This window comes from Pseudomonas sp. P1_A1, assembly GCF_056406935.1.
Map to the genome: position 1 here is coordinate 69,411 of NZ_JBFTZE010000014.1, position 26,011 is coordinate 95,421.

The 26,011-nt window shown below is 59.1% G+C and carries 25 protein-coding genes; 11 read left to right on the forward strand and 14 right to left on the reverse strand.

Features of this window, described 5'->3' with window-relative positions; translation table 11 throughout:
* Positions 1 to 39: 39 nt before the first annotated feature.
* Positions 40 to 2,649, reverse strand: coding sequence for a bifunctional aconitate hydratase 2/2-methylisocitrate dehydratase (gene acnB, locus AC1D2Q_RS20510; protein WP_305412827.1), 2,610 nt, complete (start codon positions 2,647 to 2,649; stop codon positions 40 to 42).
* 409 nt (positions 2,650 to 3,058) lie between these two features.
* Here acnB and AC1D2Q_RS20515 point away from each other — a divergent pair, with 409 nt between their 5' ends.
* The gene (locus AC1D2Q_RS20515; RefSeq protein ID WP_007937731.1) at positions 3,059 to 3,529 is read left to right on the forward strand and encodes a DUF1289 domain-containing protein; all 471 of its coding nucleotides are present in this window, start codon (positions 3,059 to 3,061) and stop codon (positions 3,527 to 3,529) included.
* 17 nt (positions 3,530 to 3,546) lie between these two features.
* Here AC1D2Q_RS20515 and AC1D2Q_RS20520 read toward each other — a convergent pair whose 3' ends face one another.
* Entirely contained in the window at positions 3,547 to 4,410 is an 864-nt protein-coding gene (locus AC1D2Q_RS20520; RefSeq protein WP_064618244.1) for a universal stress protein, read from the reverse strand.
* Between the two features lie 159 nt (positions 4,411 to 4,569).
* Between AC1D2Q_RS20520 and AC1D2Q_RS20525 the strand changes: the two genes are divergently transcribed.
* From AC1D2Q_RS20525 to AC1D2Q_RS20535, 3 genes are all read left to right on the forward strand, one after another.
* Positions 4,570 to 5,178, forward strand: a complete 609-nt coding sequence (locus AC1D2Q_RS20525; protein ID WP_105345386.1) for a MiaE family protein — start codon at positions 4,570 to 4,572, stop codon at positions 5,176 to 5,178.
* 168 nt (positions 5,179 to 5,346) lie between these two features.
* Entirely contained in the window at positions 5,347 to 6,054 is a 708-nt protein-coding gene (locus tag AC1D2Q_RS20530; RefSeq protein ID WP_477814400.1) for a winged helix-turn-helix domain-containing protein, read from the forward strand.
* Entirely contained in the window at positions 6,055 to 7,341 is a 1,287-nt protein-coding gene (locus AC1D2Q_RS20535) for an ATP-binding protein (protein ID WP_477814362.1), read from the forward strand.
* On the opposite strand, the gene AC1D2Q_RS20540 is transcribed toward AC1D2Q_RS20535, so the two are convergent.
* The 4 genes from AC1D2Q_RS20540 to AC1D2Q_RS20555 form a co-directional block, all read right to left on the reverse strand.
* Complete coding sequence (locus AC1D2Q_RS20540) at positions 7,338 to 7,826, reverse strand: GFA family protein (protein ID WP_477814363.1); 489 nt, start codon at positions 7,824 to 7,826, stop codon at positions 7,338 to 7,340. The genes AC1D2Q_RS20535 and AC1D2Q_RS20540 overlap by 4 nt on opposite strands.
* A gap of 196 nt (positions 7,827 to 8,022) precedes the next feature.
* Positions 8,023 to 8,640: a DNA-3-methyladenine glycosylase family protein gene (locus AC1D2Q_RS20545; RefSeq protein WP_477814364.1), complete on the reverse strand. Its 618-nt coding sequence runs from the start codon at positions 8,638 to 8,640 to the stop codon at positions 8,023 to 8,025.
* Positions 8,641 to 8,714: 74 nt separating this feature from the next.
* Positions 8,715 to 9,527: an isocitrate lyase/PEP mutase family protein gene (locus AC1D2Q_RS20550; RefSeq protein ID WP_477814365.1), complete on the reverse strand. Its 813-nt coding sequence runs from the start codon at positions 9,525 to 9,527 to the stop codon at positions 8,715 to 8,717.
* Positions 9,528 to 9,572: 45 nt separating this feature from the next.
* Complete coding sequence (locus tag AC1D2Q_RS20555; RefSeq protein WP_477814366.1) at positions 9,573 to 10,655, reverse strand: bifunctional transcriptional activator/DNA repair enzyme AdaA; 1,083 nt, start codon at positions 10,653 to 10,655, stop codon at positions 9,573 to 9,575.
* A 126-nt stretch (positions 10,656 to 10,781) separates the two neighbouring features.
* Here AC1D2Q_RS20555 and AC1D2Q_RS20560 point away from each other — a divergent pair, with 126 nt between their 5' ends.
* On the forward strand, positions 10,782 to 11,195 hold the full coding sequence (locus AC1D2Q_RS20560) for a VOC family protein (protein WP_477814367.1): 414 nt from the start codon (positions 10,782 to 10,784) through the stop codon (positions 11,193 to 11,195).
* 3 nt (positions 11,196 to 11,198) lie between these two features.
* Here the strand turns inward: AC1D2Q_RS20560 and AC1D2Q_RS20565 are convergent, their stop codons facing one another.
* Both AC1D2Q_RS20565 and AC1D2Q_RS20570 read right to left on the reverse strand, forming a co-directional pair.
* Positions 11,199 to 11,819 (reverse strand): LysE family translocator, encoded by a 621-nt coding sequence (locus AC1D2Q_RS20565; RefSeq protein WP_477814368.1) that lies wholly within the window; start codon positions 11,817 to 11,819, stop codon positions 11,199 to 11,201.
* A gap of 178 nt (positions 11,820 to 11,997) precedes the next feature.
* The gene (locus tag AC1D2Q_RS20570; protein WP_007937743.1) at positions 11,998 to 12,210 is read right to left on the reverse strand and encodes a DUF1059 domain-containing protein; all 213 of its coding nucleotides are present in this window, start codon (positions 12,208 to 12,210) and stop codon (positions 11,998 to 12,000) included.
* A gap of 241 nt (positions 12,211 to 12,451) precedes the next feature.
* On the opposite strand from AC1D2Q_RS20570, the gene AC1D2Q_RS20575 reads away from it, so the two are divergent.
* Positions 12,452 to 13,039, forward strand: coding sequence for a LysE family translocator (locus tag AC1D2Q_RS20575; protein WP_477814369.1), 588 nt, complete (start codon positions 12,452 to 12,454; stop codon positions 13,037 to 13,039).
* Between the two features lie 22 nt (positions 13,040 to 13,061).
* Here the strand turns inward: AC1D2Q_RS20575 and AC1D2Q_RS20580 are convergent, their stop codons facing one another.
* The 3 genes from AC1D2Q_RS20580 to AC1D2Q_RS20590 all read right to left on the reverse strand — a co-directional run bounded on the left by AC1D2Q_RS20580 (position 13,062) and on the right by AC1D2Q_RS20590 (position 18,294).
* On the reverse strand, positions 13,062 to 16,748 hold the full coding sequence (locus tag AC1D2Q_RS20580) for a hypothetical protein (RefSeq protein WP_477814370.1): 3,687 nt from the start codon (positions 16,746 to 16,748) through the stop codon (positions 13,062 to 13,064).
* Positions 16,749 to 16,922: 174 nt separating this feature from the next.
* The gene (locus AC1D2Q_RS20585; protein WP_477814371.1) at positions 16,923 to 17,756 is read right to left on the reverse strand and encodes an AraC family transcriptional regulator; all 834 of its coding nucleotides are present in this window, start codon (positions 17,754 to 17,756) and stop codon (positions 16,923 to 16,925) included.
* Between the two features lie 34 nt (positions 17,757 to 17,790).
* A complete protein-coding gene (locus AC1D2Q_RS20590; RefSeq protein ID WP_428631506.1) occupies positions 17,791 to 18,294 on the reverse strand; it encodes a VOC family protein in 504 nt (167 codons plus the stop codon).
* A gap of 265 nt (positions 18,295 to 18,559) precedes the next feature.
* Here AC1D2Q_RS20590 and AC1D2Q_RS20595 point away from each other — a divergent pair, with 265 nt between their 5' ends.
* The 4 genes from AC1D2Q_RS20595 to AC1D2Q_RS20610 all read left to right on the forward strand — a co-directional run bounded on the left by AC1D2Q_RS20595 (position 18,560) and on the right by AC1D2Q_RS20610 (position 22,474).
* Positions 18,560 to 19,015, forward strand: coding sequence for a (2Fe-2S)-binding protein (locus AC1D2Q_RS20595; RefSeq protein ID WP_428631504.1), 456 nt, complete (start codon positions 18,560 to 18,562; stop codon positions 19,013 to 19,015).
* A 36-nt stretch (positions 19,016 to 19,051) separates the two neighbouring features.
* Positions 19,052 to 21,220, forward strand: a complete 2,169-nt coding sequence (locus AC1D2Q_RS20600) for a xanthine dehydrogenase family protein molybdopterin-binding subunit (RefSeq protein WP_477814372.1) — start codon at positions 19,052 to 19,054, stop codon at positions 21,218 to 21,220.
* 1 nt (position 21,221) lies between these two features.
* The gene (locus AC1D2Q_RS20605) at positions 21,222 to 21,800 is read left to right on the forward strand and encodes a hypothetical protein (protein ID WP_477814373.1); all 579 of its coding nucleotides are present in this window, start codon (positions 21,222 to 21,224) and stop codon (positions 21,798 to 21,800) included.
* A gap of 74 nt (positions 21,801 to 21,874) precedes the next feature.
* The gene (locus AC1D2Q_RS20610; protein ID WP_477814374.1) at positions 21,875 to 22,474 is read left to right on the forward strand and encodes a GGDEF domain-containing protein; all 600 of its coding nucleotides are present in this window, start codon (positions 21,875 to 21,877) and stop codon (positions 22,472 to 22,474) included.
* Here AC1D2Q_RS20610 and AC1D2Q_RS20615 read toward each other — a convergent pair.
* Positions 22,465 to 23,742: an amidase gene (locus AC1D2Q_RS20615; RefSeq protein ID WP_477814375.1), complete on the reverse strand. Its 1,278-nt coding sequence runs from the start codon at positions 23,740 to 23,742 to the stop codon at positions 22,465 to 22,467. The genes AC1D2Q_RS20610 and AC1D2Q_RS20615 overlap by 10 nt on opposite strands.
* Positions 23,739 to 24,164, reverse strand: coding sequence for a VOC family protein (locus AC1D2Q_RS20620; protein ID WP_477814376.1), 426 nt, complete (start codon positions 24,162 to 24,164; stop codon positions 23,739 to 23,741). Before AC1D2Q_RS20620 ends, AC1D2Q_RS20615 begins: the two co-directional genes overlap by 4 nt.
* A gap of 113 nt (positions 24,165 to 24,277) precedes the next feature.
* On the opposite strand from AC1D2Q_RS20620, the gene AC1D2Q_RS20625 reads away from it, so the two are divergent.
* Positions 24,278 to 25,132 carry a LysR family transcriptional regulator gene (locus AC1D2Q_RS20625; protein WP_477814377.1) on the forward strand — a complete coding sequence of 285 codons (855 nt, stop codon included), beginning with the start codon at positions 24,278 to 24,280 and terminating at the stop codon, positions 25,130 to 25,132.
* 69 nt (positions 25,133 to 25,201) lie between these two features.
* Here AC1D2Q_RS20625 and fabI read toward each other — a convergent pair whose 3' ends face one another.
* Entirely contained in the window at positions 25,202 to 25,996 is a 795-nt protein-coding gene (gene fabI, locus AC1D2Q_RS20630) for an enoyl-ACP reductase FabI (protein WP_007937760.1), read from the reverse strand.
* Between the last annotated feature and the right edge of the window lie 15 nt (positions 25,997 to 26,011).

Consider the following 26,011-nt stretch of genomic DNA (forward strand, 5'->3'; position numbering starts at 1 on the left):
CATCTCACGATGGGCGGCGTTTTTTATGGCTTTGTAGCGTTAGGCTTGAACGACCGGGATGTTGGCGTTCGCAGCAGCTTCACGGAACTCGGCGATCTGGTCGAAGGACAGGTAACGGTAAACGTCGGCCGCCATGCTGTCGATCTTGCCAGCGTATTCCATGTACTCCTCGACGGTCGGCAGGCGACCCAGGATGGACGCAACGGACGCCAGCTCGGCCGAAGCGAGGTAGACGTTCGCGCCGTCACCCAGACGGTTCGGGAAGTTACGGGTCGACGTCGACACCACGGTGGAGTTCGGCTCTACACGTGCCTGGTTACCCATGCACAGCGAGCAGCCTGGCATTTCCATGCGTGCGCCGGCCTTGCCATAGATGCCGTAGTAGCCTTCTTCGGTCAGCTGGTGAGCGTCCATTTTGGTCGGCGGCGACAGCCACAGACGGGTTGGCAGCTGACCCTTGACCTGATCCAGCAGTTTACCGGCAGCGCGGAAGTGACCGATGTTGGTCATGCACGAACCGATGAACACTTCGTCGATCTTCTCGCCAGCAACGCTGGAGAGCAGACGGGCGTCGTCCGGATCGTTTGGTGCGCAGAGCACAGGCTCATTGATGTCCGCCAGATCGATTTCGATGACTTCGGCGTATTCGGCGTCGGCATCGGCTTCCATCAGTTGCGGGTTGGCGATCCAGGCTTCCATTGCTTGAGCACGACGTTCCAGGGTACGTGCATCGCCGTAGCCTTCGCCGATCATCCAGCGCAGCAGGGTGATGTTGGACTGCAGGTACTCGGTGATCGACTCTTTCGACAGCTTGATGGTGCAACCGGCAGCCGAACGTTCGGCCGACGCGTCGGACAGCTCGAAAGCCTGTTCCAGCGTCAGGCCTTCCAGGCCTTCGATTTCCAGGATGCGGCCGGAGAAGGCGTTTTTCTTGCCTTTCTTCTCGACGGTCAGCAGACCGTTCTGGATGGCGAAGTAAGGAATGGCATGAACCAGGTCACGCAGGGTGATGCCAGGTTTCATTTTGCCTTTGAAACGCACCAGGATCGATTCCGGCATGTCCAGCGGCATGACGCCGGTGGCAGCGGCGAACGCGACCAGACCGGAACCGGCCGGGAACGAGATGCCCATCGGGAAACGGGTGTGCGAGTCGCCACCGGTACCCACGGTGTCTGGCAGCAGCATACGGTTCAGCCACGAGTGGATGATGCCGTCGCCCGGACGCAGGGAAACGCCGCCGCGGGTCATGATGAAGTCAGGCAGGGTGTGGTGGGTGGTCACGTCGATCGGCTTTGGATAAGCCGCGGTGTGGCAGAAGGACTGCATCACCAGATCAGCGGAGAAGCCCAGGCACGCCAGGTCTTTCAGTTCGTCACGGGTCATTGGACCGGTGGTGTCCTGGGAACCCACGGTGGTCATCTTCGGTTCGCAGTAGGTGCCAGGACGAACGCCTTTGCCTTCTGCCAGGCCGCAAGCCTTGCCGACCATTTTCTGCGCCAGGGTGAAACCCTTGGTGCTTTCGGCCGGTGCTTCAGGCTTCTTGAACAGGTCGAACGGTGGCAGACCCAGTTCGGCGCGAGCCTTCTCGGTCAGGCCACGGCCGATGATCAGCGGAATACGGCCGCCGGCGCGGACTTCGTCCAGCAGAACCGGGGTCTTCATTTCGAAGGTGGTCAGGACTTCGTCGCTGTTGTGCTTGGTGACTTTGCCAGCATGCGGGTACAGGTCGATCACATCGCCCATGTTCATGTTGGAAACGTCGAACTCGATTGGCAGTGCGCCGGCATCTTCCATGGTGTTGTAGAAGATCGGAGCGATTTTGCTGCCGAAGCAGAAACCGCCAGCGCGCTTGTTCGGCACGTAAGGAATGTCGTCGCCGAAGAACCACAGTACCGAGTTGGTAGCGGATTTACGCGAGGAACCGGTACCGACCACGTCACCGACGTAGGCGATAGGGAAGCCTTGACCGCGCATTTCTTCGATCTGCTTCATCGGGCCGGTCTTGCCTTGCTCGTCCGGAACGATACCGTCACGGGCCATTTTCAGCATGGCCAGGGCGTGCAGCGGGATGTCTGGACGCGACCAGGCGTCTGGAGCAGGGGACAGGTCGTCGGTGTTGGTTTCGCCGGTCACCTTGAAGACGCGCAGGCTGATCTTGTCGGCCAGCACCGGGCGCTTCTTGAACCACTCGCCGTCAGCCCAGGATTGCAGCACGGCCTTGGCGTGAACGTTGCCGTTCTTGGCTTTTTCAGCCACGTCGTGGAAGGCATCGAACATCAGCAGGGTGTGCTTGAGTTCTTCGGCAGCCACTGGCGCCAGTTCGGCGTCGTCCAGCAGGTTTACCAGGGTCACGATGTTGTAGCCGCCCTGCATGGTGCCGAGCAGTTCAACAGCGCGCTTCTTGTCGATCAGAGGGGATTTGGCTTCGCCCTTGGCGAGGGCAGACAGGAAACCGGCCTTTACATAGGCGGCTTCGTCAACTCCTGGCGGAACGCGATTGGTGATCAGGTCAACGAGGAAAGCTTCTTCGCCAGCCGGGGGATTCTTCAGCAGCTCGACCAGGCCTGCAGTTTGTTCGGCGTTAAGCGGCTGGGGAACGATACCCAGTGCTGCGCGCTCTTCGATATGTTTGCGGTAGGCTTCAAGCACAGTTATTACCCTCATCAGTGGTCCCAAATGGGTGTCCGGGACGCTCATCCCGAAATTGCCGTACTCATGCGCTGCGTGGCGTTGTGGGCCGCTTAGCCAGAATTACCGGCAATTCCTTACAGAAGCTGCTTTCAAAGTTTTACGCCTGCAGAACGGGGAGCTGATGAGGGTTGGCGTTGGGCTTTTCCCCGCTGGAAAAACCCTTCGCCAACACCGCTCTGAAGGAACGACTGTGCTCGTGACGCTTTGAAAACAGCTTCTTAACGGACATTGGCGCCTTAAAAGGCTGGCTGATTCTACGGCAAAAAAATTTGAAAGGTAAGTTAGGTCCAAAACTTTGAGGGGTGATGAATGTTAGACAAAGGGCTAACATGCCGACCTGTTCTGCTTTCCCGTGTTTTGTCTACCTATGCCCAATCAGACCATCAAGACCCCCTGCGTCGGCCTCTGCTCCACTGTTTACGGTGATTTGGTGTGCCGTGGCTGCAAGCGTTTCCACCACGAAGTGATCCACTGGAACGGTTACAACGAGGAAGAAAAACGCGCGGTGTGGTTGCGGCTTGAGCAGCTGTTGTCGCAGGTGATGGCCGCCAAGGTAGAAATTTTCGATCCCGCGCTTCTAAGAATGCAGCTGGAACAGCGCAAGATCCGCTTTGTGCCGCATCAGTCGGAGTATTGCTGGGCTTATCAGCTGATCGCCCGGGGCGCGCGGGTCATCAATAACCTGGAAGCCTACGGAATGGTGCTGCTGCCGGAGTTTCGCGACTGGAACCTGCCGGAATTGCGCGATGCCATTGATCGGGAATTTTTCCTGCTCTCGGAAGCGCATTACCAGCGCTACATTGCGCCGGGGTTCCTAAAAGACGCCTTCGGCGGCTGATTGCTTAACCTGTGGCCTCAATGCCGGGTCACGATCTCTTCCAGATGATCCATGATCTCGTCCGGCTTGAGCACCAGCACATCGCTCTCCAGCGCATCGAGCACCACTTCCGCCGTATTCCCGATCAACGCCCCGGACAACCCGGTCCGCGCCACCGTGCCGATCACCGTCACGGAGGCCCCCAGCTTATGGGCCATAAACGGAATCAACACATCCGCCGGGCCTTCCTCGATGTGCAGGTGATCGTCGTCGATGTCGAACTCGGCCTGGAACGCCTGGCACTGCTCGCGGTAACGGGCCTCGATGGTTTCCTTGAGCTGCATCGTCGGATCGGCCGCCGACAGCATCGGCGAGGGATGGGCGCTGATTACGTGCAGATGGGCCTTGGCCAGGCTGGCAATGTCGTAGCCATGATCGATGATGCTGGCGTGCAAGGTGCGGTGTTCGCCATCCATGTTGCCGACATCGATGGCCGCCAGGATCACGCCACCGGTCCAGGGTTTGGCGGTTTTTACCAGCAGCACCGGAGTCGGGCAGTAGCGCAGCAGTTTCCAGTCAGCCGGGGTCAGCAGGGCCTTTTTCAGTGGGCTGTCGGGATAATGCTGCTTGACCACCAGCCCGCAACCTTCAGCCTGCTGCACATCGATAATGGTGTCGTGCAGGCTTTCGTTCCAGGCTTGTTCGGTGGTGACGTTGTAACCGTCCGCCAGCAGGGCCGCCTTGAGCACGCCAAGCATCGCGCTGTGATCATGCTTTTTATCGCAGACCAACAGGTGCAGATGAGCCTGGGTCACACCCGCGATCAATTTGGCCCGTTTGAGCGCCAGGCTTTCCGAGTGCTCGGGTTCAATGACCACCAGAATGCTGCGAATGGCTTGCATGATCGGGTTCTCCAGGAAGGTAAAAACACTGCGTTGGACAACTATAGTTGCTGGTCGGGCATTCGCGACTTGATGCATATCAACGGTGGCGACTGGTGGTCTGTCGGCAGGCCGGTATAATCGGCGCCCTTCGTTTTGAACCTTTTATCCGTGAGCCCCATGATCCTTCCCGAAATTCACGAGTTCCTCGGCTGCCGCACGCCCGACGGTTGGGTCCAGGCCGCGCTGGCCGATCAGGAAACGCTGCTGATCGACCACAAAAACTGCGAATTCAAGGCGGCCAGCACGGCGTTGAGCCTGATTGCCAAGTACCACTCCCACGTCGATCTGATCAACCTGATGTCGCGTCTGGCCCGGGAAGAGCTGGTGCACCACGAGCAGGTCATGCGCCTGATGAAAAAACGCAAGATCGAGCTGCGTCAGCTGTCCGCCGGGCGTTACGCCTCAGGGCTGCGCAAAGTGGTGCGCAGCCACGAACCGGTGAAACTGGTGGACACCCTGGTGGTCGGCGCTTTTATCGAAGCCCGCAGTTGCGAGCGTTTCGAGGCGTTGGTGCCGCATCTGGATGAGGAATTGGGCAAGTTCTATTTCGGCCTGCTGAAAAGCGAAGCCCGGCATTTCCAGGGCTATCTGAAGCTGGCCTACCAGTACGGGGATGCCAAGGACATTGCGCAGGTCATTGACCGGGTTCGTGCTGCCGAGCAGGAACTGATCGAGTCGCCGGATGTGGAGTTCCGCTTTCACAGCGGTGTCCCAGCCGCCGCATAACCCTGTATGCCGATCTTCTGCGTCTGAATTGTTAAAAACTCTTAAAAGAATGAAACATCGCCAAAAACCGGCCCCCGTGGCCGGTTTTTGCTGCCTGCGATAATCGTCCCGTCACCGATTGGCGCCATAATGCCGGCCATTTCATTCAAGGGTCGGCAGACGGTCGTTATGGATAACCTGGGTTTTGGCAAAGTATTGCTGGTGGAAGACGACGAGAAGCTCTCCGGGCTGATTGCGCATTTCCTGTCCCAACACGGTTTTGAAGTCCGCGAGGTGCACCGCGGAGACCTCGCGGTAGCCGCTTTCCTTGAATTCAAACCGAAAATCGTCGTACTCGACCTGATGTTGCCGGGCCAGAGCGGCCTGCACGTGTGCCGCGAAATCCGCAGCGTATCCGACACACCCATCGTCATTCTCACCGCCAAGGAAGACGACCTCGATCACATCCTCGGCCTGGAATCCGGTGCCGACGACTACGTGATCAAACCCATCAAACCCCCCGTGCTGCTCGCCCGTCTGCGCGCCTTGCAACGCCGTCAGATGCCGGACAGCAGTGTGTGCAGCTCACTGGAATTCGGCCATCTGAGCATCGATCGCAGTTGCCGCGAAGTGCGCCTGGCGGGTGAGGGCATCGAGCTCACCACCATGGAATTCGAACTGCTGTGGTTGCTGGCCAGCGCCGCCGGCAAGATTCTGTCCCGCGACGACATCCTCAACCGCATGCGCGGTATCGCCTTCGACGGCCTCAACCGCAGCGTCGACGTGTACATCAGCAAATTGCGCGGCAAGCTCAAGGACAACCCGCGCGAACCGGTGTGCATCAAGACCGTGTGGGGCAAGGGTTATCTGTTCAATCCGTTTGCGTGGGAGCTGTAAATGCTGCGGTTATTTCTCGGCCTGTTTCTGGTGATGACGGTGGGTTTGATACTGGCGCTACAAACCGTCGAGCGCACGTTCGATGCGCTGCTCGACGGTCAGATGCAGAGCTATAACCAAGAGGCGGTACGTGGTCAGGCCTGGTCGCTGACCGAGCAGTTGCGCGGCCTGGACAGTCCGGCCCGGGAGCGACAACTGGAAAGCGTACGCCCTCACTACGGCTTGGGCCTTGCTCTGGTCGAGACCGATCAATTGTCCCTGACCGATCAGGAAAAGGCCGAGTTGGCCCAGGGCCTGCTGGTGATTCGCGACAAGTACACGCAGTTCATCTCGCGTATTGACGATGGTTCGCAGCTGCTGAGCATCAAGTTGCCGGCCGAGCCGAGTCTGATGCCGTTCTACATTGCCGCGGCCTATCTGATGATCGCGGTGATGATCGGTTTTGTATTGTTTTTCTGGGTGCGCCCGCACTGGCGCGATCTGGAGACACTGCGCCTGGCCGCCGAACGCTTTGGCGACAACGACCTGTCGGCGCGCATCCAGCTGTCCAAACGCTCGAACATTCGTGACCTGGCCGAACACTTCAACCTGATGGCCGCGCGCATCGAGGGGCTGATCGCCAATCAGCGCGAGCTGACCAACGCGGTGTCCCATGAACTGCGCACGCCGATCGCGCGGTTGTCGTTCGAACTCGATCAACTCAAGCAACAGCCCGACCCAACCCAGAACCGCGAGTTGATTGCCGACATGTACGCCGACCTCGGCGAGCTGGAAGAAATGGTTTCCGAGTTGCTGACGTACGCCAGCCTTGAACGCGGCGCCACGGTGATCACCCGGGAGAACATTCAGGCCAGCCATTGGCTCGACAGCGTGGTGGGCAGCGTGGCGCTGGAGGCTGAAGCCGCCGGGGTGCAACTGCTGATTGTCGAATGTCAGGTTGACGAAATTCGTATCGAACCGCGTTTCATGGCCCGTGCGGTGATCAATTTGCTGCGCAATGCCATTCGCTATGCCGACCAGCGGGTGGAAGTGTCGTTGGTGCGCACCGGTGATCATTACGAAGTGCAGGTCAACGATGATGGGCCGGGCGTGCCGCTGGACGGGCGGGCGAAAATCTTCGAACCGTTCTCGCGCCTCGATGCCAGCCGCGACCGCCGCACCGGTGGTTTCGGCCTGGGCCTGGCGCTGGTGCGGCGGGTGTCTCAATCCCATGGCGGGCAAGTGGAAGTGGCGGATTCGCCGTGGGGTGGGGCGTCGTTTCGCATGACCTGGGCGCATCTGGATTAGCGGTTCAAACCCAGGCGAACATGCCACTGGGCTATGGACTCTGAGGGGTAGACCCCGAATTGCTGGTCGCGTGGATGCGCCTCGACTTCCACCCACGGCGCTTTGGAGCCGAGCATCAGGTGCGTGTGCTCGGGCGGCACCGGCAACGGGGTGTCGATGGCCGAGGCAAATGGGTGAATCAGCTCCGGCCATTCAGGGCTGAACAGCCATAGCCCCGAACCGCACAGGGAACAGAAATGCCGCTCGGCGGTGCTGCGCCGGGCACGTTTATCGCCTTCGTCCTTGAGCCGCGCATGGTAAATCGAGATGTGCTTGCGACCACGCACCTTGAGGCTCTGGGCGTCGCCCGCCAGGTTGATCGCATAACCGCCACCGCCCTGAGTCTTGCGACAGATGGAGCAGTAGCAGCGCTGATAAGGGTAGGGGTGGGCGCTGGTCAGACTGAACGACACCGCGCCGCAATGGCAGGAGCCTTCGAGCTGCATGGGAGCCTCCGATGGGGGTGGGATGACTCAAGACAGACTAGACCGTCGGCTTGTCTGGGCAGTTGAATTTGTGCTGGATGCGCGGGCCTCTTTGCGAGCAAGCCCGCTTGCCACATTGGGTCTGCAGTGTTCCCAAATAATGTGTTCACAGAAAATCCCTGTGAGAGTGGGCTTGCCCGCGATGAACGATAGCGGTCTACCGGTTAGGCACCCGCCACAAATACCACGACGCCACCGTCCGATAAGGGCTCCACGCCAACCCGATATCAATCATCTGCTTGCGACTCGGTTGTTGTTCCAGCCCCTTCAGCCGGCGATAACCCTCACGCACTCCAAAGTCATCGGCTGGCAAAACGTCCGGCCGTTCCAGGCTGTAGATCAGCAGCATCTCCACAGTCCAGCGGCCCACTCCGCGCAAGGTGATCAAACGTTCGATCAACGCTTCATCGTCCATCGCCAGCGCCGTGGCGTAGTCCGGCACCACGCCGTCCAGAGCCGCCTGGGCGATGCCCTGAATGGTTGCGATCTTGCTGGCGGAAAAGCCGCAACCGCGCATCTGCTCGAAGTCGGTCGCCAGGATCTGCTCGGGTCTGGGGAAGGTGCTCGATGGAAACAACGCCAGAAGCCGGCCGACAATCGCATCGCCGGCCTTTGCATGCAGTTGCTGATAGGCAATCGCCCGCACCAGCGACTCATAAGGATCGCGTGCCGCATGGGGTTGATGCAGGCAGGGGCCGATGGCGCTGATATGGCGCTGCCAGTCGGCATCGAGGGCCGAGAGGAATTCGCTGGCCAGTTGATAGGTGTCGGGCATGGAGCATCCTGAGGGGCGGGTGGCTGCGGGAAGACTAGTCGTCCCCCTGCAGCGCCGCACTCCATTGCTTGCGGTCAAACTTTGCCGGTCGGGGCCAGCAGAGCGTTCACTTGGCTGTAGGTGAAGGCCTTGAGGTTACTGCTGTCGAGCGTGCCGGTTTGCAGAAARCTTTTGGCCAAGCCRGCCATGGCGCCGTAGAGGAACTCGGCGATGCCCGAGCCGGCACTCAAACGGCGCACGCCAAGGGCTTGCAGTTCTTCAGGCGAAGGCAGGCCCGGGAAGCCGAGCACGTTCAGCGGCAGCGTCGTGCCGTGGCACAGGGCGTCGATCTCGTACGCCGCCGTGACGCCAGCGGCGAACAGTCCGTCGGCACCGGCCGCCTGATACAACGCGGCTCGTTTGAGCGTCTCGGCGACGCGATCTTCGGCCGGCACCAGGCCCCTGAGGTATACGTCGGTGCGGGCATTGATGAACAGCTTCACATCCCGGCGATTGGCAACCTGCCGCGCGATTTCGATCTTGCGGGCCAGCAGGTCGGGCGAGGTAGCACCGTCCTCGATATTGATCCCCACGGCACCGGCGGCGATCACCGCGTCGACCACTAGCGCAACTCGCTCCAGGTCATCGGAATAACCCGCCTCAATGTCCACGCTCAACGGCACGCTGATGACCCGAACGATGGATTCGACGCTGGAAACCAGCCGCTCAAGCGGCAAGGTGTTGCCATCCGGATAACCATGCACCCAGGCCACGGCTGCGCTGCTGGTGGCCACGGCTTTGCTGCCCAACTGTTCCACCAGTCGCGCTCCGGTGGCATCGGCGACGTTGGTCAGAATCAGCAGCCCGCTCTGGTGCAGTTGATGGAATTGAGTGTCGAGTGTGTCCATTGAATGTCCCTCCTTATGACTTTTTATTGAAAAACAATGGAGTGATCAGAATGCCAGTTGTTGGGTGATTTGCACCGCGGCGCTTTCCAGCCTGAGCAGAAACGCTTTACGCGGTTGTCCACCACCATAGCCGGTCAACGAGCCGTCTGCGCCGATCACCCGATGACAGGGCAGCACAATCGCCAGACGGTTTTGTCCGTTGGCCATGCCCACGGCGCGACTGGCGCCGGGCTTGCCTAGTTGCGCGGCAATCGCGCCATAGGTGCTGGTCTGGCCGTAGGGGATCTTGGTCAATTCGCTCCACACCTGCTTGGCGAACGCGCTGCCGGGCAGGTGCAGGGGCACGCTGAATTCGCTCCGTTTGCCGGCGAAGTATTGCGCCAGTTCCTCTTCGATCTGCTGCAAATGGCCGTTGTGACCGGGGGCCACGGCGTAGCCATAACGGTGCTGCAGTTCTTCGATTTCCTTGGTCAATGCCGGTCGGTCGAGAAACTCCAATAGCACCAGCCCACGCCGTTCGGCCATGGCGATCATCGGCCCCAGCGGCGTGGTCAATCGAGTGAACAGCAGAGGCTCGCTGTGGGCGGCGCGGCCGGGCGTGGTGTGGAACGACTTTTGAAACGCATCGCGAAAACCGCTCAGGGATTCGTAGCCGGAATCGAACGCCGCGTTGTCGATGGATTCGCCTTGTTTGATGCCTCCGAGGGCGATGCCCAGGCGTCGGCTGCGCAGCCAGGCGTGAAAGGTCATGCCGAAATGCTGCTTGAACCAGCGCCGCAGTTTCAGCGGCTCGATGCCCTCGGCGAGCAATTGGGCATCGGTCCAGCGCAGGTCGGGGTCGGCGTCGACGGATTTCAGCAGTCGTTGCACCCAGTCCGGTGCAATGGCCGCGGCGTCCAGCGGCTTGCACCGCAGGCAGGCTCGATAACCCGCCGACATCGCCTCATCGGCATGAGCGAAGAACTCGACGTTTTCCGGCTTCGGTTTGCGCGCCGTGCAACTGGGGCGGCAGAAGATGCCGGTGGTTTTGACCGCAGTAAAAAACACCCCCTCGTAGGCGGTGTCGCGTTCGAGCATGGCGCGAACCATCTCGGCGTGGGGCGGAAGTACAACGTTCTGTAGGTTCATGGGCTGAGCATAAGCCGCGTCGCCTGGCGCCTCCACCGGAAAATCGACAGAGAATTTTTGCACCCTGAGCTACAGTCATCGGGTCATTGGCAATGCTGTAAACGATACTTTCAGGAATTCATCCCAATGCAAGCATTCACGATTAAACACATCGATCACATCGTCCTGCGCGTCGAGAACCTTGAACGCAGCATCGCGTTTTACGGCAAGGTACTCGGTGCCGAACTGGTCAAGCGCCGCGACGATCTGGGCCTGGTGCATTTGCGTGCGGGCACCTCGATGATCGACCTCGTCGACATCCAGGGCGAACTCGGCCGCACGGGCGGTGCTGCCGCTGGTCGCGTACGGCGCAACGTCGACCACTTCTGCCTGCGCATCGAACCGTTTGACGAGCAAGCGCTGATCAGTCACTTGCAGTCCTTTGGCCTGAAACCCGAGAAAGCCGCCGTGCGTTTCGGTGCCGAAGGCAACGGGCTGTCGATCTATTGCTTCGATCCGGACGGCAACCAGGTCGAACTGAAAGGGCCGTCCCAGGCGTAAAGGTCAGGCCCGTTTTGCCATCAACAGCACCGAAGCCGCCGCCGACAACAATCCCGCGCAGCAACGGTTGAACATCCGCTTGCCCCGTGGTTCGGCGAACCAGCGGCGCATGTGCAGGCCCATGTAGGCGTAGGCGCTGATGGCGATCCATTCCAGCAGCAGGAACAACGCGCCGAGCACCGCGAATTGCGGCGCCACCGCCTGTGTCGGGTCGACGAACTGCGGCAGGAAGGCGGTGAACAGTAAAATGGCCTTGGGATTACCCGCTGCCACCAGAAACTCCTGCCGCGCCAGGGCCAGGATCCCCACCGGCGTGCCGGTGACGTGCTGCTCGGCCTCGGGATTGGCACGCCACAGTTGCCACGCCAGGTACAACAGGTAGGCGGCACCGATGATCTTGATCGCGTAGAACAGCCATTCCGAGGTTTTCAGCACCACCGATAACCCGGCGGCGGCCAGGCCGATCATCCCGGCAAACGCCAGCAAACGCCCGACGCCGGCCACACAGGCACGACGATAGCCATAACGGGTGGCGTTGCTGACTGACAACAGATTGTTCGGGCCGGGGGCCATGTTCAGGGCGAAGCAGGCCGGCAAAAACAGGAAGAGGGTGGCGAGGTCCATGAACGGGGCTCCAGGAACGAGAGCGGTATTTTTATCACGGGTGGTTGGTGATTTGGCCCATACAGCGGTGGATGCAAATAGCCGTACAGAGACAAACACGGGACAGCCCACGATTGTTCGGCATTTGCCTTGAGTCGTGGTCTGTCCCTTTTTTCCGGATCGCAGCCTTCGGCAGTTCCTACGCCGGACGCGGTGCTTCTACGGGCGGGGTGCCGTCGTGGAACATTGTCTTCAGTTGAGCACGCAGTTCGGGTGAGTCGGTGTGTTTGTGAACACTCACCGCATGCTGTGCAGCGGCCTCGAGCAGTTCGTTTTCAGAGTCTGCGGACAGCGCGACCGAGCATTTTGAAGCGCTTGGAAACTCGCGGCAGTCGATATATTTACGCGCCATGATCTTCTCCTCCCTACGATGAAGGCAGGCCGTGACCTGCGTGAACGATCACTCGACGCGCCCCGCATCGAGTGTGCCGACTCTTGAAGTATAGGCCCGCCATAAGGTGCCTCGTGACAGTCTTGCAACCTACAGGGAGCGACATGCATCGCCGAACAGGCAAGGGTTGTTTTCTTCAATACAGAGTTCCCCTGGCTCTTTACCTTGAGCCCTGGTTCAACTGAAATGAAGAAGGTATGCAATGAGTCTGATTCTTTCCATGGCGGCGTTTGCCTTGGTCGCTTCCATTACACCGGGGCCAGTGAACATTGTGGCGTTGAGTTCGGGGGCGCAGTTCGGTTTTCGCGCCAGTCAGCGACATGTCGCTGGAGCAACGCTGGGTTTTGTTTTATTGCTGGTATTGATGGGATTGGGGTTGCATGAGGTATTGCGGCTGTGGCCGGCGCTGACGCAAGTGGTGCAACTGGCGGGTGTTGCGTTTCTGTTGTTCATGGCCTGGAAGCTGGCGGCGGACGATGGTCGCATCGATGCGGATAAATCGCACCGGGCGCCGTCGATGTTATATGGCGCGATGATGCAATGGCTCAATCCGAAAGCCTGGTTGGCCTGTGTAGCGGGCATGGGCGCGTTCGTCGCGGACGGCGAAGCGCGGCTGGTCTGGCAGTTTGCGGCGGTGTATCTGGTGATTTGCTATGTGTCTGTCGGCTGTTGGGCGTATGCCGGGACGTTTTTGCGTGGTTATCTGGGCAACCCGGCGGGCATGCGCCTGTTCAATCGGATGATGGCTGGACTGCTGGGGGTGAGTGCAGCGTATTTGCTGTTTTCCTAGCACCATCCCCCAGACAATCATCTCAATCGAGGCCGTGTAGCAAGCTGAACTCGTTTTTTGTCAACGGTGTGAACCGGCTGTTTCGTAGCTGGCTGATGGCATACAGCGCACGACCGGTTCGGCCGTTACCGTCGCCCAGACCGTGGAAACCCACGACGGTCGCGAGCAAATGCTTGTCGAAATGCTCGTGGCTGGTATCGAGTACTTTCAGATGCTGTTCCATCGCGGCGAAGCCACTGATATTGCTGGCGTATTTCTTATCATTGACGCCGACGCGTACGACGTCTGAGGTGGCCGGCGCAATACGGGCGTGAAGCTGTTTGATCACGGCGGGATCCGTCAGCGATTTTTGGTTGCCCGCGTACTCGCGCAGTATCGCAACGATGCTGTCGAGGTCGTTACCTGGGGATGTAGAACCATTGACGATCCAGGCTCCGGCCCTTTGCGAGTTATCGGTGAAACCAGTTGAATTAAAGGTCGATTCCGGCATGACCTGGTTAAATGGCGCCTTGCTCAGATCCTGTTGCAGCACGTTCTGCTGGTAACTTTTCATATAGGTAACGTTTTTCGCTTCGACCTGGGCAAAGGTTGCCAGCGTATCGGCGTAACCTTCGGCACCTGACGCCGAACGCGCGCTGGTGTATCCATATTGCGCTTTTTCCAGCACTGCCTTGAAAAGGTCATCAACAGCCGTTCGGCCGATCAATGCCTCCAAATCTTGCGCTTGCTTGAATTTGGTTGCCGATTCAACCACCGCATTGTTAAACAAATGATCCAGTTCTATATGGGTTGCGTTGTCCGGCAAGCGCCTGTTTTTATTACCCAGGAGAGACAGAATCTGTTCAACGGTTTCTATGGTGTCGTCCTTGAACAGCACACGGCCATGGGCAACCGTATCCAGCGACATGCGAATTCGCAGCGCCGCGTCTGTATGGTTGATGGCCTTGATCAGGTCGTAACTGTTTGCACCCGACATAAAAAGCAATTGCTGCCTGGCCAGACTGGATACAGAGAGGGCATGGGCGCCGAGTTTCTTCACGCCTCGCCCCAACAGTTTTCCGCCGCCCTTGAGTAGTTGAGGAACTCCGTCAACGGGATTGAACAGACTGATGGCAGTAGCGGCAACGACTTTCGAAGTAGAAAGCAGTTTCGAGACCAGGGTCGTGGCTTTTGCGCTGATAGCGGCCACTTTAATACCTAAGGCGGCAACGGAAACAAAGAGGGCCGCGGCGTCGATAACGCAACCCAGGATGGCGCCCCTTTGCCGCGAGGAATCTCCAGAGGAAAGTTCCTCGACGCATTCCTTGAACGGAATGATCAGGTTCACAATGAACGTGAAGATGGCATCGGTCTTTTCAATCGCTTTTTCGCGTTGTGTCTGATCCAGGCCCAGTTGCATCAGTTCGTCTTCGGTGAAATACGGGTTCTCCTTTGCGATAAGGTTGCTGATAGCTTCTTTGCGCACGGAGCGAAAGTAGCGGTTCGGCGTGGTGGCGTCTGCATCCGCTGATGATGTGTTGAACTCACCCAACTTGCGGATGAAAAAGGCGGATTTTTGATAGCTGCGAGGTGCTGAGTTTTCACGATAAGCACGTATATCCAGGTGGCCTTCCAAGTGTTTTTTGTGGTCTACAAAGTTTGCTTCGGTTGTGGTCCCGTTGTTCATCACTATAGGGAGCAGCAATTTGCTGAGCTCCTCGCTGAATGTACATTCCATCCTCATTGGGAAAAGCTGGTAGCAACGAAGCTCAGAGTTGAGTGCCGCACAGATGAGAACGCCGAAACGACCGGTCTTTCCAGGTATGGGAGTCACAGGTCTTATAACGTGTGTGGGGTTGGGAAGATTTTCGAATCGGGTCGTTGTGTACCCCTGAACACAATAGATACCCAGGTGACCTTCTTCGATGAACTGCTTGTCCACCAGGTTCATTTGCGAAAATGTAATTTTAATAATGGCAGATAACGCATCTGTCATTGAGGTGTGGTGGGCTTGGATCGCTTCCTTATATAAATCGGCAGCGGGTTGCAGGCTAACCAGATCAGGGAATGACTGGTAAATACTTTTTCCTTTGGCTCGGTCCCAATCTTCGGTGTGAAGCTCGTCACCCATATAAAGATCGACAACCGATACCTTCCTTCCGGCACCGCCGCCTGTTCCACGATGTTTGACCAATAGCTCCTCAGGGTCACAATCAGGCTCCCAGGATTTCAGTTCTTCCAGCGCGAGAGCCTTGCGATGGGGTAACGGTTTGTCCAGGTCAGACAAAGCGCTTGTCATCGTGTCTGCATGTTGTTGGTACTCCTCCATAGCCAAAGTAACGGCTTGCTGACTGAGGTTGCCCTCTGAATCCCGGGCGATCAGGTCGTTCATCAGCGCCCAGGTGATTACCGGGTCAGCCGAGTTCGCGGCAAACACTGTTTTCAGCTGAGGGGTCAGTTCCGCTGCCCGGGCGAATCCCAGCAGATGTTGGTAGGTCATGCTCCGGGAAACGCCGGGGACGATCGCTTCGGCAAAGTGAACGGCCTGAGTGAAAACGACCCAGGCCGGTGTACCGATACGCAGATTAGCCGGTAGATCAAGGGCAAGATATTCCGGTGCCATGCCTCCCAGCACCAGCTCCGCGACCAGCGGCGCAATGATCACGTCGAGCTTGAGTCGGGTAACCAGGTGCTGTTCCAGTTGCGCGCGCACTTCTGAGGGGCGGACGAGCAAGTGGCGTTTCGAGTACAGGTCAAAGCCTGCAAACGATGTATTGGCACTATCGAGCTCTGGGTCCAGGTCGAGCAGCATCGCCGCAATCAACAGTTGTTCTATGAGCTGCTCTGTAGGCTTTAGCCCTGACTCGTCGGCGAACCAGCCCAAAGCTTCGATGTAGGCTTGACCCTGGTTGGCGAGAAACACCGCAATATCGATAAGCCTTATCAGGCGGTAACCTTGGCTGGTGGGCAATTGATCAGCGGAAAAGCTTTCAAGTTTCAGTGACTGGCCATACAGCGCAACCAAAGAAGTTTCTCCTTCGGTTTCTTCCTCAATCACGCGGCGAATGATTGCGCGGTTTTCCTCCGTGAGTTCGAACGGTGAGTCTTTGGGCGAGTCCAGCAATTGCCAGTAATTTCCATAGGGCGAGGTTTCTGGAAGCGTGGCGAAATTGAGTAAGTCCAACAGATCTTTAGTGTCTTCTTCAGTGGCTGGAAGCGACACTCCGTGGAAATGTAGCCACTGGCCGATTGCGATCTGTTTGCTCGATGTGACAAATCCGCCGGTCAACTTGGCTATATTGGCTAGAAGTTTCAAATCTTCTTCAAAATTGGCGAGGCGGGTGAAATGGTTTGTGATGTCCACAGGCGTGGACAAGAAAGTAACGGTAACCGTGGCCGAATTGTGCTCGCGGCTACTCAGGTTTTGATAAGCGTAAGAGAGCCGACCATGTTCATCGACATGAAACGCCGCGGTCTCGGGGATTGATTGCTCTTTCAGGATTCTTGAGAACTCGGGTTGCCTGGTTAATCTTGCCAGATAAACATGGCCTGGACGGTGAACAGTATCAAACTCCGAACCGCTCACGCGGGTAGCGGTCAGACGGTCCCATGACCAGCCAATGTGTGCTCTTATATATTCATCGCCGATAATCGTAGTGATGGCGTCGGTGATCGATTGTTTCTGGCGCTCGTTGGTCGAGTGATAAAGGGTGTTGTCTGCAGTGTTCAAGTTGGAAGTTCCATCTTCTGGTTGTCTGGTTGTAACGTGCAGTGGAAGCTTAAATTCTGCGGCAGAAGTTGGGTACTATGCTTGCGTTTCTATGTGTTTCGTCTTTAGCGAAGAGTGGGGTGTGTCTATCGTTATTAATTGTCGAGTATGTAAGGTCTGTTATCACCTGTAACTTCAGCCGCGATATTGCCCCGGTGTCGCCGCCAGATGCTGTTTGAACGCCCGCTGAAAATGCGCCTGGTCGGCAAACCCGGCTTCCAGCGCTACATCGGCGATCAGCCTGCCGCTGCGCAGTCGATCCCGGGCGAACTGGATGCGCCGGTTGACCAAAAACGCATGGGGCGTCATGCCGTAATACTGCTTGAAGGCGCGGATCAGGTAGGACGGCGACAGTTGCGCCGCTTCGCAAATGTCTTCGAGCTTGATCAGGTGCGTGCAGTTGTCACGGATGTAGTCGGCGGCCCGTTCCAGCTTGAAGTTGGGTTCACGCAACGGTTGATCAATGGGGTTGAGCCGCTGTTGCACCTCGGTGAAAAACTCCACCGCCGCGCTGTGCTTGCACAGCACGTCTTGCTGCTGATCGACCAACACCTCGTACAAGTTCTTCAGGCCGGCAAACAGCTCGACATCGCGATTGTGGGTGATGGAAAACCGGCGAAACGCCGAGTCCTGGCTGAAGCCGAGCTGATGCTGCAAGTCGGTCAGCCAGGGCGTCTCGACATACAGCATCAGGTACGACCAGGGCTGGTCGTCGATCGGATTGCAGGCATGCACATCGCCAGGGTTCATCAACACCAGGGTGCCGGCGCTGACCTCAAACTCCGATTGCTCGTGAATATAGGTGCTGCGCCCGGCGGTGATTGCACCGATGGAAAAGTGTTCGTGGGAATGCCGGGCGTAGCAGACCTCGCGGCCGTCGGCGATGGAGCGGGCTTCGATGAAGGGCAGGGCGTCGTCGCGCCAGAAACGCGGGGCTTTGTCTGCATCTTTGGCGACGGTGTGCTTCATCTCGATGTCCTCGGCGGGCCAGTGCCTGAGTGTATTAGCTCTGGCCGGCAAAGGCTCGTTCCAGTTCAGCGATGTCGAGCTTTTTCATTTGCAGCATCGCTTGCATCGCGCGCTGGGACTTGTGCGTATCGGGGTCTTGCATCATGTGCATCAGCGCCACCGGCACGATTTGCCACGACACACCGAATTTGTCCTTGAGCCAGCCGCACTGCTGCGCCTGCACAGGCCCACCGGCAGACAGGTTGCCCCAGAAGTGGTCGACTTCCTCCTGGTTCTGGCAGTTGACCTGGAACGACACCGCTTCATTGAAGGTGAACACTGGCCCGCCATTGAGGCCGGTGAAGCTTTGCCCGTCTAGCTCGAAGCTAACCGTCATCACCGAGCCTTCCGGGCGACCGTGGATTTCCTGACCGGCCTTGCCGTAATGGGTGATGGCGGTGATTTTCGAGTGATCGAAGATCGAGCAATAGAATTTCGCCGCCGTTTCGGCCTGATCGTCGAACCACAGGCAGGGTGTGAGTTTTGGAAAGCGTTGCATGGCGGTTGTCCTCGGCAGGTTAAACACACTGGATTATCAGCGTAGCCAGTCCGCAGTAGACGGGTGGCGCCGTAGATCGACAAGTCCATAGCAGCTGCCGAGCTGCGCGAGGCTGCTGCTACGGGACGGGAGCGACCGGTGGTCGATGAACATGGCTTGCGGGTGAAATTGCGCTTAGCTGTAGGGATAACCCAAGGCGCCGCGTAGGTATTTCGTTGCCACAGCTGCGCCCCTTCAGAACACCGTGAGTCTGAGGAAATCAGCCATGCTGACCCTGAATATCAATGGCAAGGACCAGGAACTGGATGTCCCCGCGGACATGCCGTTGCTCTGGGTTCTGCGCGATGTCGCACACCTGACGGGCACCAAATTCGGTTGCGGCATGGCCCAGTGTGGCGCCTGCACCGTCCACGTCGACGGCGCGCCGCTGCGCTCTTGCATCACGCCCGCCACGACGGTGGCCCACGGTCAGAAAATTCTCACTATTGAAGGCCTGTCCAGCGACGGCTCGCACCCGGTGCAACAGGCCTGGGCCGAACTCGATGTGGTTCAGTGCGGTTATTGCCAGTCCGGGCAGATCATGTCGGCGGCCGCGTTGCTGGCGAAGATCCCCAAGCCTACCGACAGCGACATCGACCAGGCGTTGTCCGGCAACATTTGCCGCTGCGGCACCTATCCAAGAATCCGCGCCGCGGTCAAACGCGCCGCCGAGATCGGGTGAGGCGACGTTGAAGTCACGTTGAAGGGAGTCTGAGCTATGAACAGCATCAACCCTGTTTCGCGTCGCGGTTTTCTTAAGGGCAGTGCCGTGTTGGGTGGCGGTCTGGTGGTGGCGTTTGTCATTCCTGGCGGCCATCGCTTCGCCTTTGGTGCCGAGAATCAAGGAGAGGTCTTCGCGCCCAATGCCTTTTTACGCATCGGCAACGACAACAGCGTCACCGTGCTGCTCGGCCATTCGGAAATGGGCCAGGGCGTCTGGACCGGCCTGACCATGTTGATCGCCGAAGAACTGGACGCCGACTGGTCGAAAATACGCGTCGAACACGCGCCAGCCTCGGCCGCCGAGTATGGCCTTCCGGCGTTTGGCGGGATGCAAATCACCGGCGGTTCGACCTCGACCTGGATGGAGTTCGATCGCTATCGTCAGGCCGGCGCAGCGGCGCGCTTGATGCTGATCGAGGCGGCAGCCAAGCGCTTCGATGTCGCGCCTTCGCAGATCCGCACCGAATCGGGCGTGCTCATTGCCGGCGACAAACGCGCCACTTACGGAGAACTGGCGGATGACGCCGGCAAGTTGCCGGTACCGGATCCAGCCTTGATCAAGTTCAAGGAAGCCAAGGACTGGAAGGTCATCGGCAAACCCACCAAGCGCCTCGATACCCCGGAGAAAATCACCGGGCAGGCCAAGTTCGGCATGGACGTGCAATTCGACGGGCTCATGACCGCGGTGGTCGCTCGGCCGCCAGTGTTCGGTGGCAGCGTCAAATCCTTCGAAGGCGCCGAGGCGCTGGCGGTGCCTGGCGTGCACAAAGTGGTGCAGGTGCCCACGGGGGTCGCAGTGATCGCCGATCATTATTGGGCGGCGAAGCTGGGGCGCGATGCGTTGAAGGTCGTATGGGAACCGGGGCCGAACGCCGGGCTCGACAGCCAGCAACTGCTGGAAAGCTTCCGTAAACTCGCCGCCACCCCTGGCACCTCGGTCAGCCAGTCCGGGGACGCGACGGTGATGTTGGGCAGGGCGGCGAAGACTATCGAGGCCGAATACAGCGTGCCGTACCTGGCCCACGCGCCGATGGAGCCGCTCAATTGCACGGTGAAAATCACCCAGGACAAATGCGAAATCTGGACCGGCACGCAGTTCCAGACCCTGGATCAGATGATCGCGGGGAAGATCACCGGGCTCAAACCCGAACAGGTCGAGATCCACACCCAATTCCTCGGTGGCGGCTTCGGGCGTCGGGCCAACCCGACCTCGGATTTTGTCAGCGAGGCGGTGTACGTCGCCAAAGCGGCAGGCGAACCGGTGAAAACCGTCTGGTCCCGAGAGGATGACATTCGCGGCGGTTACTATCGCTCGGCATTCCTGCATCAGGCACGCATCGGGCTGGACGCCGACGGTATGCCGATCGCCTGGAAGCATGTGCTGGTCGGGCAGTCGATTATGGCCGGCACGTCGTTCGAGGCGACCATGGTCAAGGACGGTGTCGACAAAACCTCCGTCGAAGGTGTGGCCGACAGTCCTTATTTAGAGGGACTGGCCAATCACCTGATCGACCTGCATTCCCCGCAAACCGGCATCAGCGTGCTGTGGTTGCGGTCGGTGGGACATACCCATACTGCATTCGTCATGGAGTCGTTGATCGATGAGCTGGCAGAGGCGGCCGGCAAGGATCCGGTGGAATACCGACGAACCTTGCTCAAGGCGCATCCACGACATCTGGGGGTGCTGAATCTGGCGGTGGAGAAAGCCAATTGGAAGGCGCCATTGCCGGACGGGCATGCGTTGGGCGTGGCGGTGCATGAGTCTTTCGGCAGTTACGTCGCCCAAGTGGCGGAGGTGTCGCAGGACAACCTGGCGATTCGCGTACACCGGGTGGTGTGTGCGGTGGATTGCGGCATTGCGGTCAACCCGCAGAGCATCGCCGCGCAGATGGAGTCAGGCATCACCTTCGGTCTCGGATTTACCTTGCACAGCAAACTGACGTTCAAGAACGGCCAGGTGCAGCAATCCAATTTTCACGACTATCAGGTGCTGCGCCTGAACGAAATGCCCGTGGTCGAAGTGCATATCGTCCCCAGCACCGACAAACCCGGCGGCATCGGCGAGGTCGGTGTACCGCCCGTGGCGCCGGCCGTGGCGAACGCGGTGTTTGCCTTGACCGGGCAGCGTCTGCGGGAACTGCCGCTGCAATTGTCGGGGGTGTGACATGAAACGACATCTGGTGCTGGGCGCGGTGGTGCTGATCGGGCTGACTGGCTATGCCTCGGACCTGTTCGCTGATGATAAAGAGGCGCTGAAGGCGTTTGACACGGTGCAGAAGGTGTTCCAGAGCCCCCGTTGTCAGAACTGCCATATCCCCGGCGATTCGCCTTTACAGTTCGACGCCGGCAATCCTCACGCGATGAGGGTGGTTCGCGGGATGGATGGCAAAGGGGCGGCCGGTCTGCCGTGTGCCAGTTGCCATGCCGAAAGCAATCCGCCTGCCAGTTATGGGCCTCACACACCACCCGGAGCGCCGCATTGGAGCCTGCCGCCGGCCGCGCACAAAATGGCCTGGATCGGCCTGCCACCCGACAGGTTATGCGCAATGATCAAGGACCGCTCCAGCAATGGCGATCGTGATTTTGCGGCGCTGATCAAACATGTCAGCGAGGACAAGCTGGTGCTTTGGGGCTGGCATCCAGGCGAGGGACGGACGCCGGTGCCGGTGCCCCACGATATCTTCGTCACCCAGTTCAAACTCTGGGCGGATGCTGGAGGGCCGTGTCCGGTGGCGGGTAGCTGACCAGCGGCGCGTTTATAGGGAGTCAAACCGGGTGTGAACGACTCTAACGTTTATATCCATCAAGGGAGTGAGTAATGCTAACCCCAGACAAACCGGTCAAACCCGGCGCGGGCGCAGACCCGCGCACGCCGAACGTCCTCGACAGCGCCGATCGCGATGTACTGCGTGACTTGGCGCGCAAGGCCGAGCAAGAGCTGATGGGTGTACAGATGGCGAGCATGGACGAGTTGACGCTGCTGTCTAATCGTCATGGCTTCGAGGCACTGGCCCGTTTGGGGCTGGAGGCCTGTCAGCAGCTGGGCAAACCCGCGACCCTGCTGTATTTCGATCTCGACGACTTCAAGCGCATCAACCAGCTGTATGGTCGCGCCGAGGGCGACAATGCCCTGAAAACCTTCGCCGATGTGCTGCGCATCGCTTTTCGTGAAAGTGATGTGATCGGTCGGCTGGGCAGCGATGAGTTTGCTGCCTTGTTGACCGGCGCCAACACGGTGGAGATTGCAGCGGTCAGGGCGCGCCTCGAAGAAATACTCGATGAGCGCAATGCCACGGTGCACCGAGGCTATGACATTCGCTTCAGTGTCGGGCAGATCGAGGTTGATGCCCAGCTACCCCAAACGGCGCAAGACCTGCTGGCTCTGGTCGATAAGGCGTTGCGTGCTCGTCATTCTTGAATGGCGCCTTGCAAAACCGCTGCAACGTGATCGGCTGCTCGTAACAGCCGACCATCCTCTCTGAACCTTCCGATCATCTGGAGCCCGACAGGCAACATGGCTTGACCGGGCCTCAGCGGGATGTTCAGTTGCGGCCAGCCAAACGCCCCCCAGAACTTGATGAAGTCCGACGGTCCGGTGCTTTCCAGGCCTACCGGCGCGACCATCCCGCAAGAGGCGCCGAGCATGGCGTCGAAGGGGCGGCAAAGCTCGCTCAAGCGTGGGGCAAGATCAGCCAGGCGCGCCTTGGCAGCGGATTCCTGTTGCCAGGTTGTGGTCGCCGCCCGCTCGAACATGGCCAGGGTCGAAGGGCTCAATTGTGTTCGGTGTTGTTGAAACTCCTTCGCCAGCGAGCGGGCACCTTCGCAATCGTTAATCAACTGATGATCGTCGAACACACCGGCAAACTCATCCGGCAGCCGTACTTCGCTCACGTGATGACCGGCGCTGCGCAGCTGATCTACCGCCTGTTCCAGGGCGAGGGCGACGTCGGGGTCTACTTGGTCCCAGCGTGACGTGCGGCAGAACCCCAATTGCAGTGGACGCCGTTCGATGTCAGGCACCACGAACCCGGGAATCAACACGCGCGCTACCAGGTGCAGGTCGCGCACTGACTGGCCATACCAACCCACGGTATCGAAGCTCGGCGCCAACGGTTTTACCCCTTCCAGCGATACCAGCCCCAGCGACGGTTTGAAGGCGAAGAGGCCGCAGTAGGATGCCGGCTTGAGCAATGAGCCAGCGGTCTGGGTGCCCAGCGCCAGGGCAAAAAACCCTGCAGCCATCCCGGCCGCCGAGCCCGCGCTGGAGCTGCCCGGCGTTCGCGTAAGGTCGTGGGGATTGCGGGTTGGACCGGTGTGCATGTATGCAAACTCGGTGGTATGGGTCTTGCCCATGATCAGCGCCCCGGCCTGGCGCAGCAGCGTCACGACGTGGGCGTCCCGGGAGGGCTGATGGTCGGTATAGATGGGCGAATAGAACTGCGTAGGGTAGGCCGCGGTGTCGAAAATATCCTTGATGCCCACGGGGACGCCCGCCAGCAGACCCCGGCCGTTGTGCTGCGCCGCATCGGCGCGGACCTGCCGGGCGTCGAACGAGACGAAAGCCTGGATATCCGGCTCCCGCGCCTGAATGCGCTGAAGAAAGGCTTCGGCGACGATGGCAGCGGTGGTCTCGCCATTGACCACCGCTTCACTGAGGGTGGTGGCGTCAAGGGGCGAGCGGCTCATTTGGCGAACAACTGATTGATGTTTTTGAACGCCTTGAACTCCAGAGCATTGCCGCAGGGATCGAAAAGAAACATCGTGGCTTGTTCGCCCACCAATCCCTGAAACCGGATGCCCGGCTCGATCACGAAGTGTGTACCCAGGGCTTTCAGGCGTTCGGCCAGCGCCTCCCATTCCTCCATCCCCAATACCACACCGAAATGCGGCACCGGTACGTCGTGGCCATCCACGGCGTTGGTATGGGCGGCTTCCTGAGAAGCGTTTTTCGGGGCCAGATGAATCACCAGTTGATGGCCGAAAAAGTTGAAATCGACCCAGTGCTCGCTGGAGCGACCTTCTTCCAGGCCGAACACCTCACCATAGAAACGCCGGGTAGCGTCCAGATCGTAAACCGGGATGGCCAAATGAAAAGGGGACAGTTGCATCGGATGTGCCTCGACGGGTTGAGCGTTGAGGCTGAGTTTAGTCCTGTGCTTTTTGATTAAAAGACGATAATTTTTGCAGCGAGCTCAAATTATTTCGATCAATTGGGGGCCGTATGCTGCGGGAACTGAAAACCTTCATTGCCGTGACGCGCCATGGCACGTTCGCAGCGGCAGGCATGCACATCGGCCTGACTCAGTCGGCGGTCAGCGCGCAGATCCGCAATCTGGAGCAGGCGTTGGGCATACGTCTGTTCGATCGCACCGGGCGTCAGGCGCTCCTCAATGCCGCAGGGCAGCGAGCGTTGCCGATGGCTCAGGAAATGCTCGAGATCTTCAGTCGCATGGCCGTCAGTGATGACATCAGCGAGTTTCGTGGCGAATTGAAGATCGGCGCGGTGGCTACCGTCCAGACCGGTTTGTTGCCACGGACGCTGTTGCGACTCAGGCAACAGGCGCCATTGCTGGAGGCGAAACTGGTGCCGGGGGTATCCCTGAGCCTACTGAGCCAGGTGGACACTGGCGAAGTGGACCTGGCGATTCTGATCAAGCCGCCGTTTGAATTACCCAAGGAATTATYGGTGCAAGTCATTCGCCGGGAGCCGTTTGTGCTGATCGTGCCGGCCGACCTCGAGGGGGATGACCCGCTGCAGTTACTCGCTGGCCATCCCCACGTACGCTACGACCGCAATTCATTCGGTGGGCGATTGGTGACGCGTTTTTTGCGCGAGCAGCAGATTGATGTGCAGGTGGCTCTGGAGCTGGATGAGCTGGAAGCCATTGTCAAGATGGTGGAATGCGGGCTGGGTGTTTCGCTATTGCCCGAGGCGGGGCTGTGGCTTGAGCATGGGGCGAAGGTCCGGATCATCCCGCTGGGAGACCTGACGTTCTACCGGGAGATCGTGCTGTTGCAGCGCTATAGCCAGCGTACACAGCCGATCCAGCAGTTGTTTGCCCAGTGTTTGTTGTGAAGATCTTTTGATTTTGAAGGCACAAAAAACCCGCCTGAAGAGGCGGGTTTTTTAACGGCTAACCGAAGATCACTCTTCGATGTTGCCCATGGCGGTGGTGTTGAAGCCGCCGTCTACGTACATGATTTCGCCGCTGATGCCGGACGCCAGGTCCGAGCACAGGAAAGCGCCGGCGTTGCCGACTTCTTCGATGGTGACGTTACGACGCAGCGGAGTTTGCGCTTCGTTGGCGGCCAGCATTTTGCGGAAGTTCTTGATGCCGGAAGCGGCGAGGGTACGGATCGGGCCGGCCGATACGCAGTTGACGCGAGTACCGTCCGGGCCCAGGGAGCCGGCCAGGTAACGTACGCCAGCTTCCAGGGAAGCCTTGGCCATGCCCATTACGTTGTAGTTCGGCATGGTGCGCTCGGCGCCCAGGTACGACAGGGTCAGCAGGCTGCCATTGCGGCCTTTCATCATTTCGCGACCAGCCTTGGCCAGGGCCACGAAGCTGTAGGCGCTGATGTCGTGAGCGATGCGGAAACCTTCACGGGTGGTGGCTTCGGTGAAGTCGCCGTCCAGTTGGTCGCCCGGGGCGAAGCCGACGGAGTGCACGATGCAGTCCAGGCCGTCCCACTTCTTGCTCAACTCTTCGAAGACCTTGGCGATTTCGGCATCGCTGGCCACGTCGCACGGGAAGCACAGCTCAGGGCTCGAACCCCAGCCCTGTGCGAATTCTTCGACACGACCCTTGAGTTTGTCGTTCTGATAAGTGAAGGCAAGCTCAGCGCCCTCGCGATGCATGGCGGCAGCGATGCCGGATGCGATGGACAGCTTGCTGGCGACACCGACGATCAGTACGCGCTTACCGGCGAGAAAACCCATGTGTTGCTCCTCTCT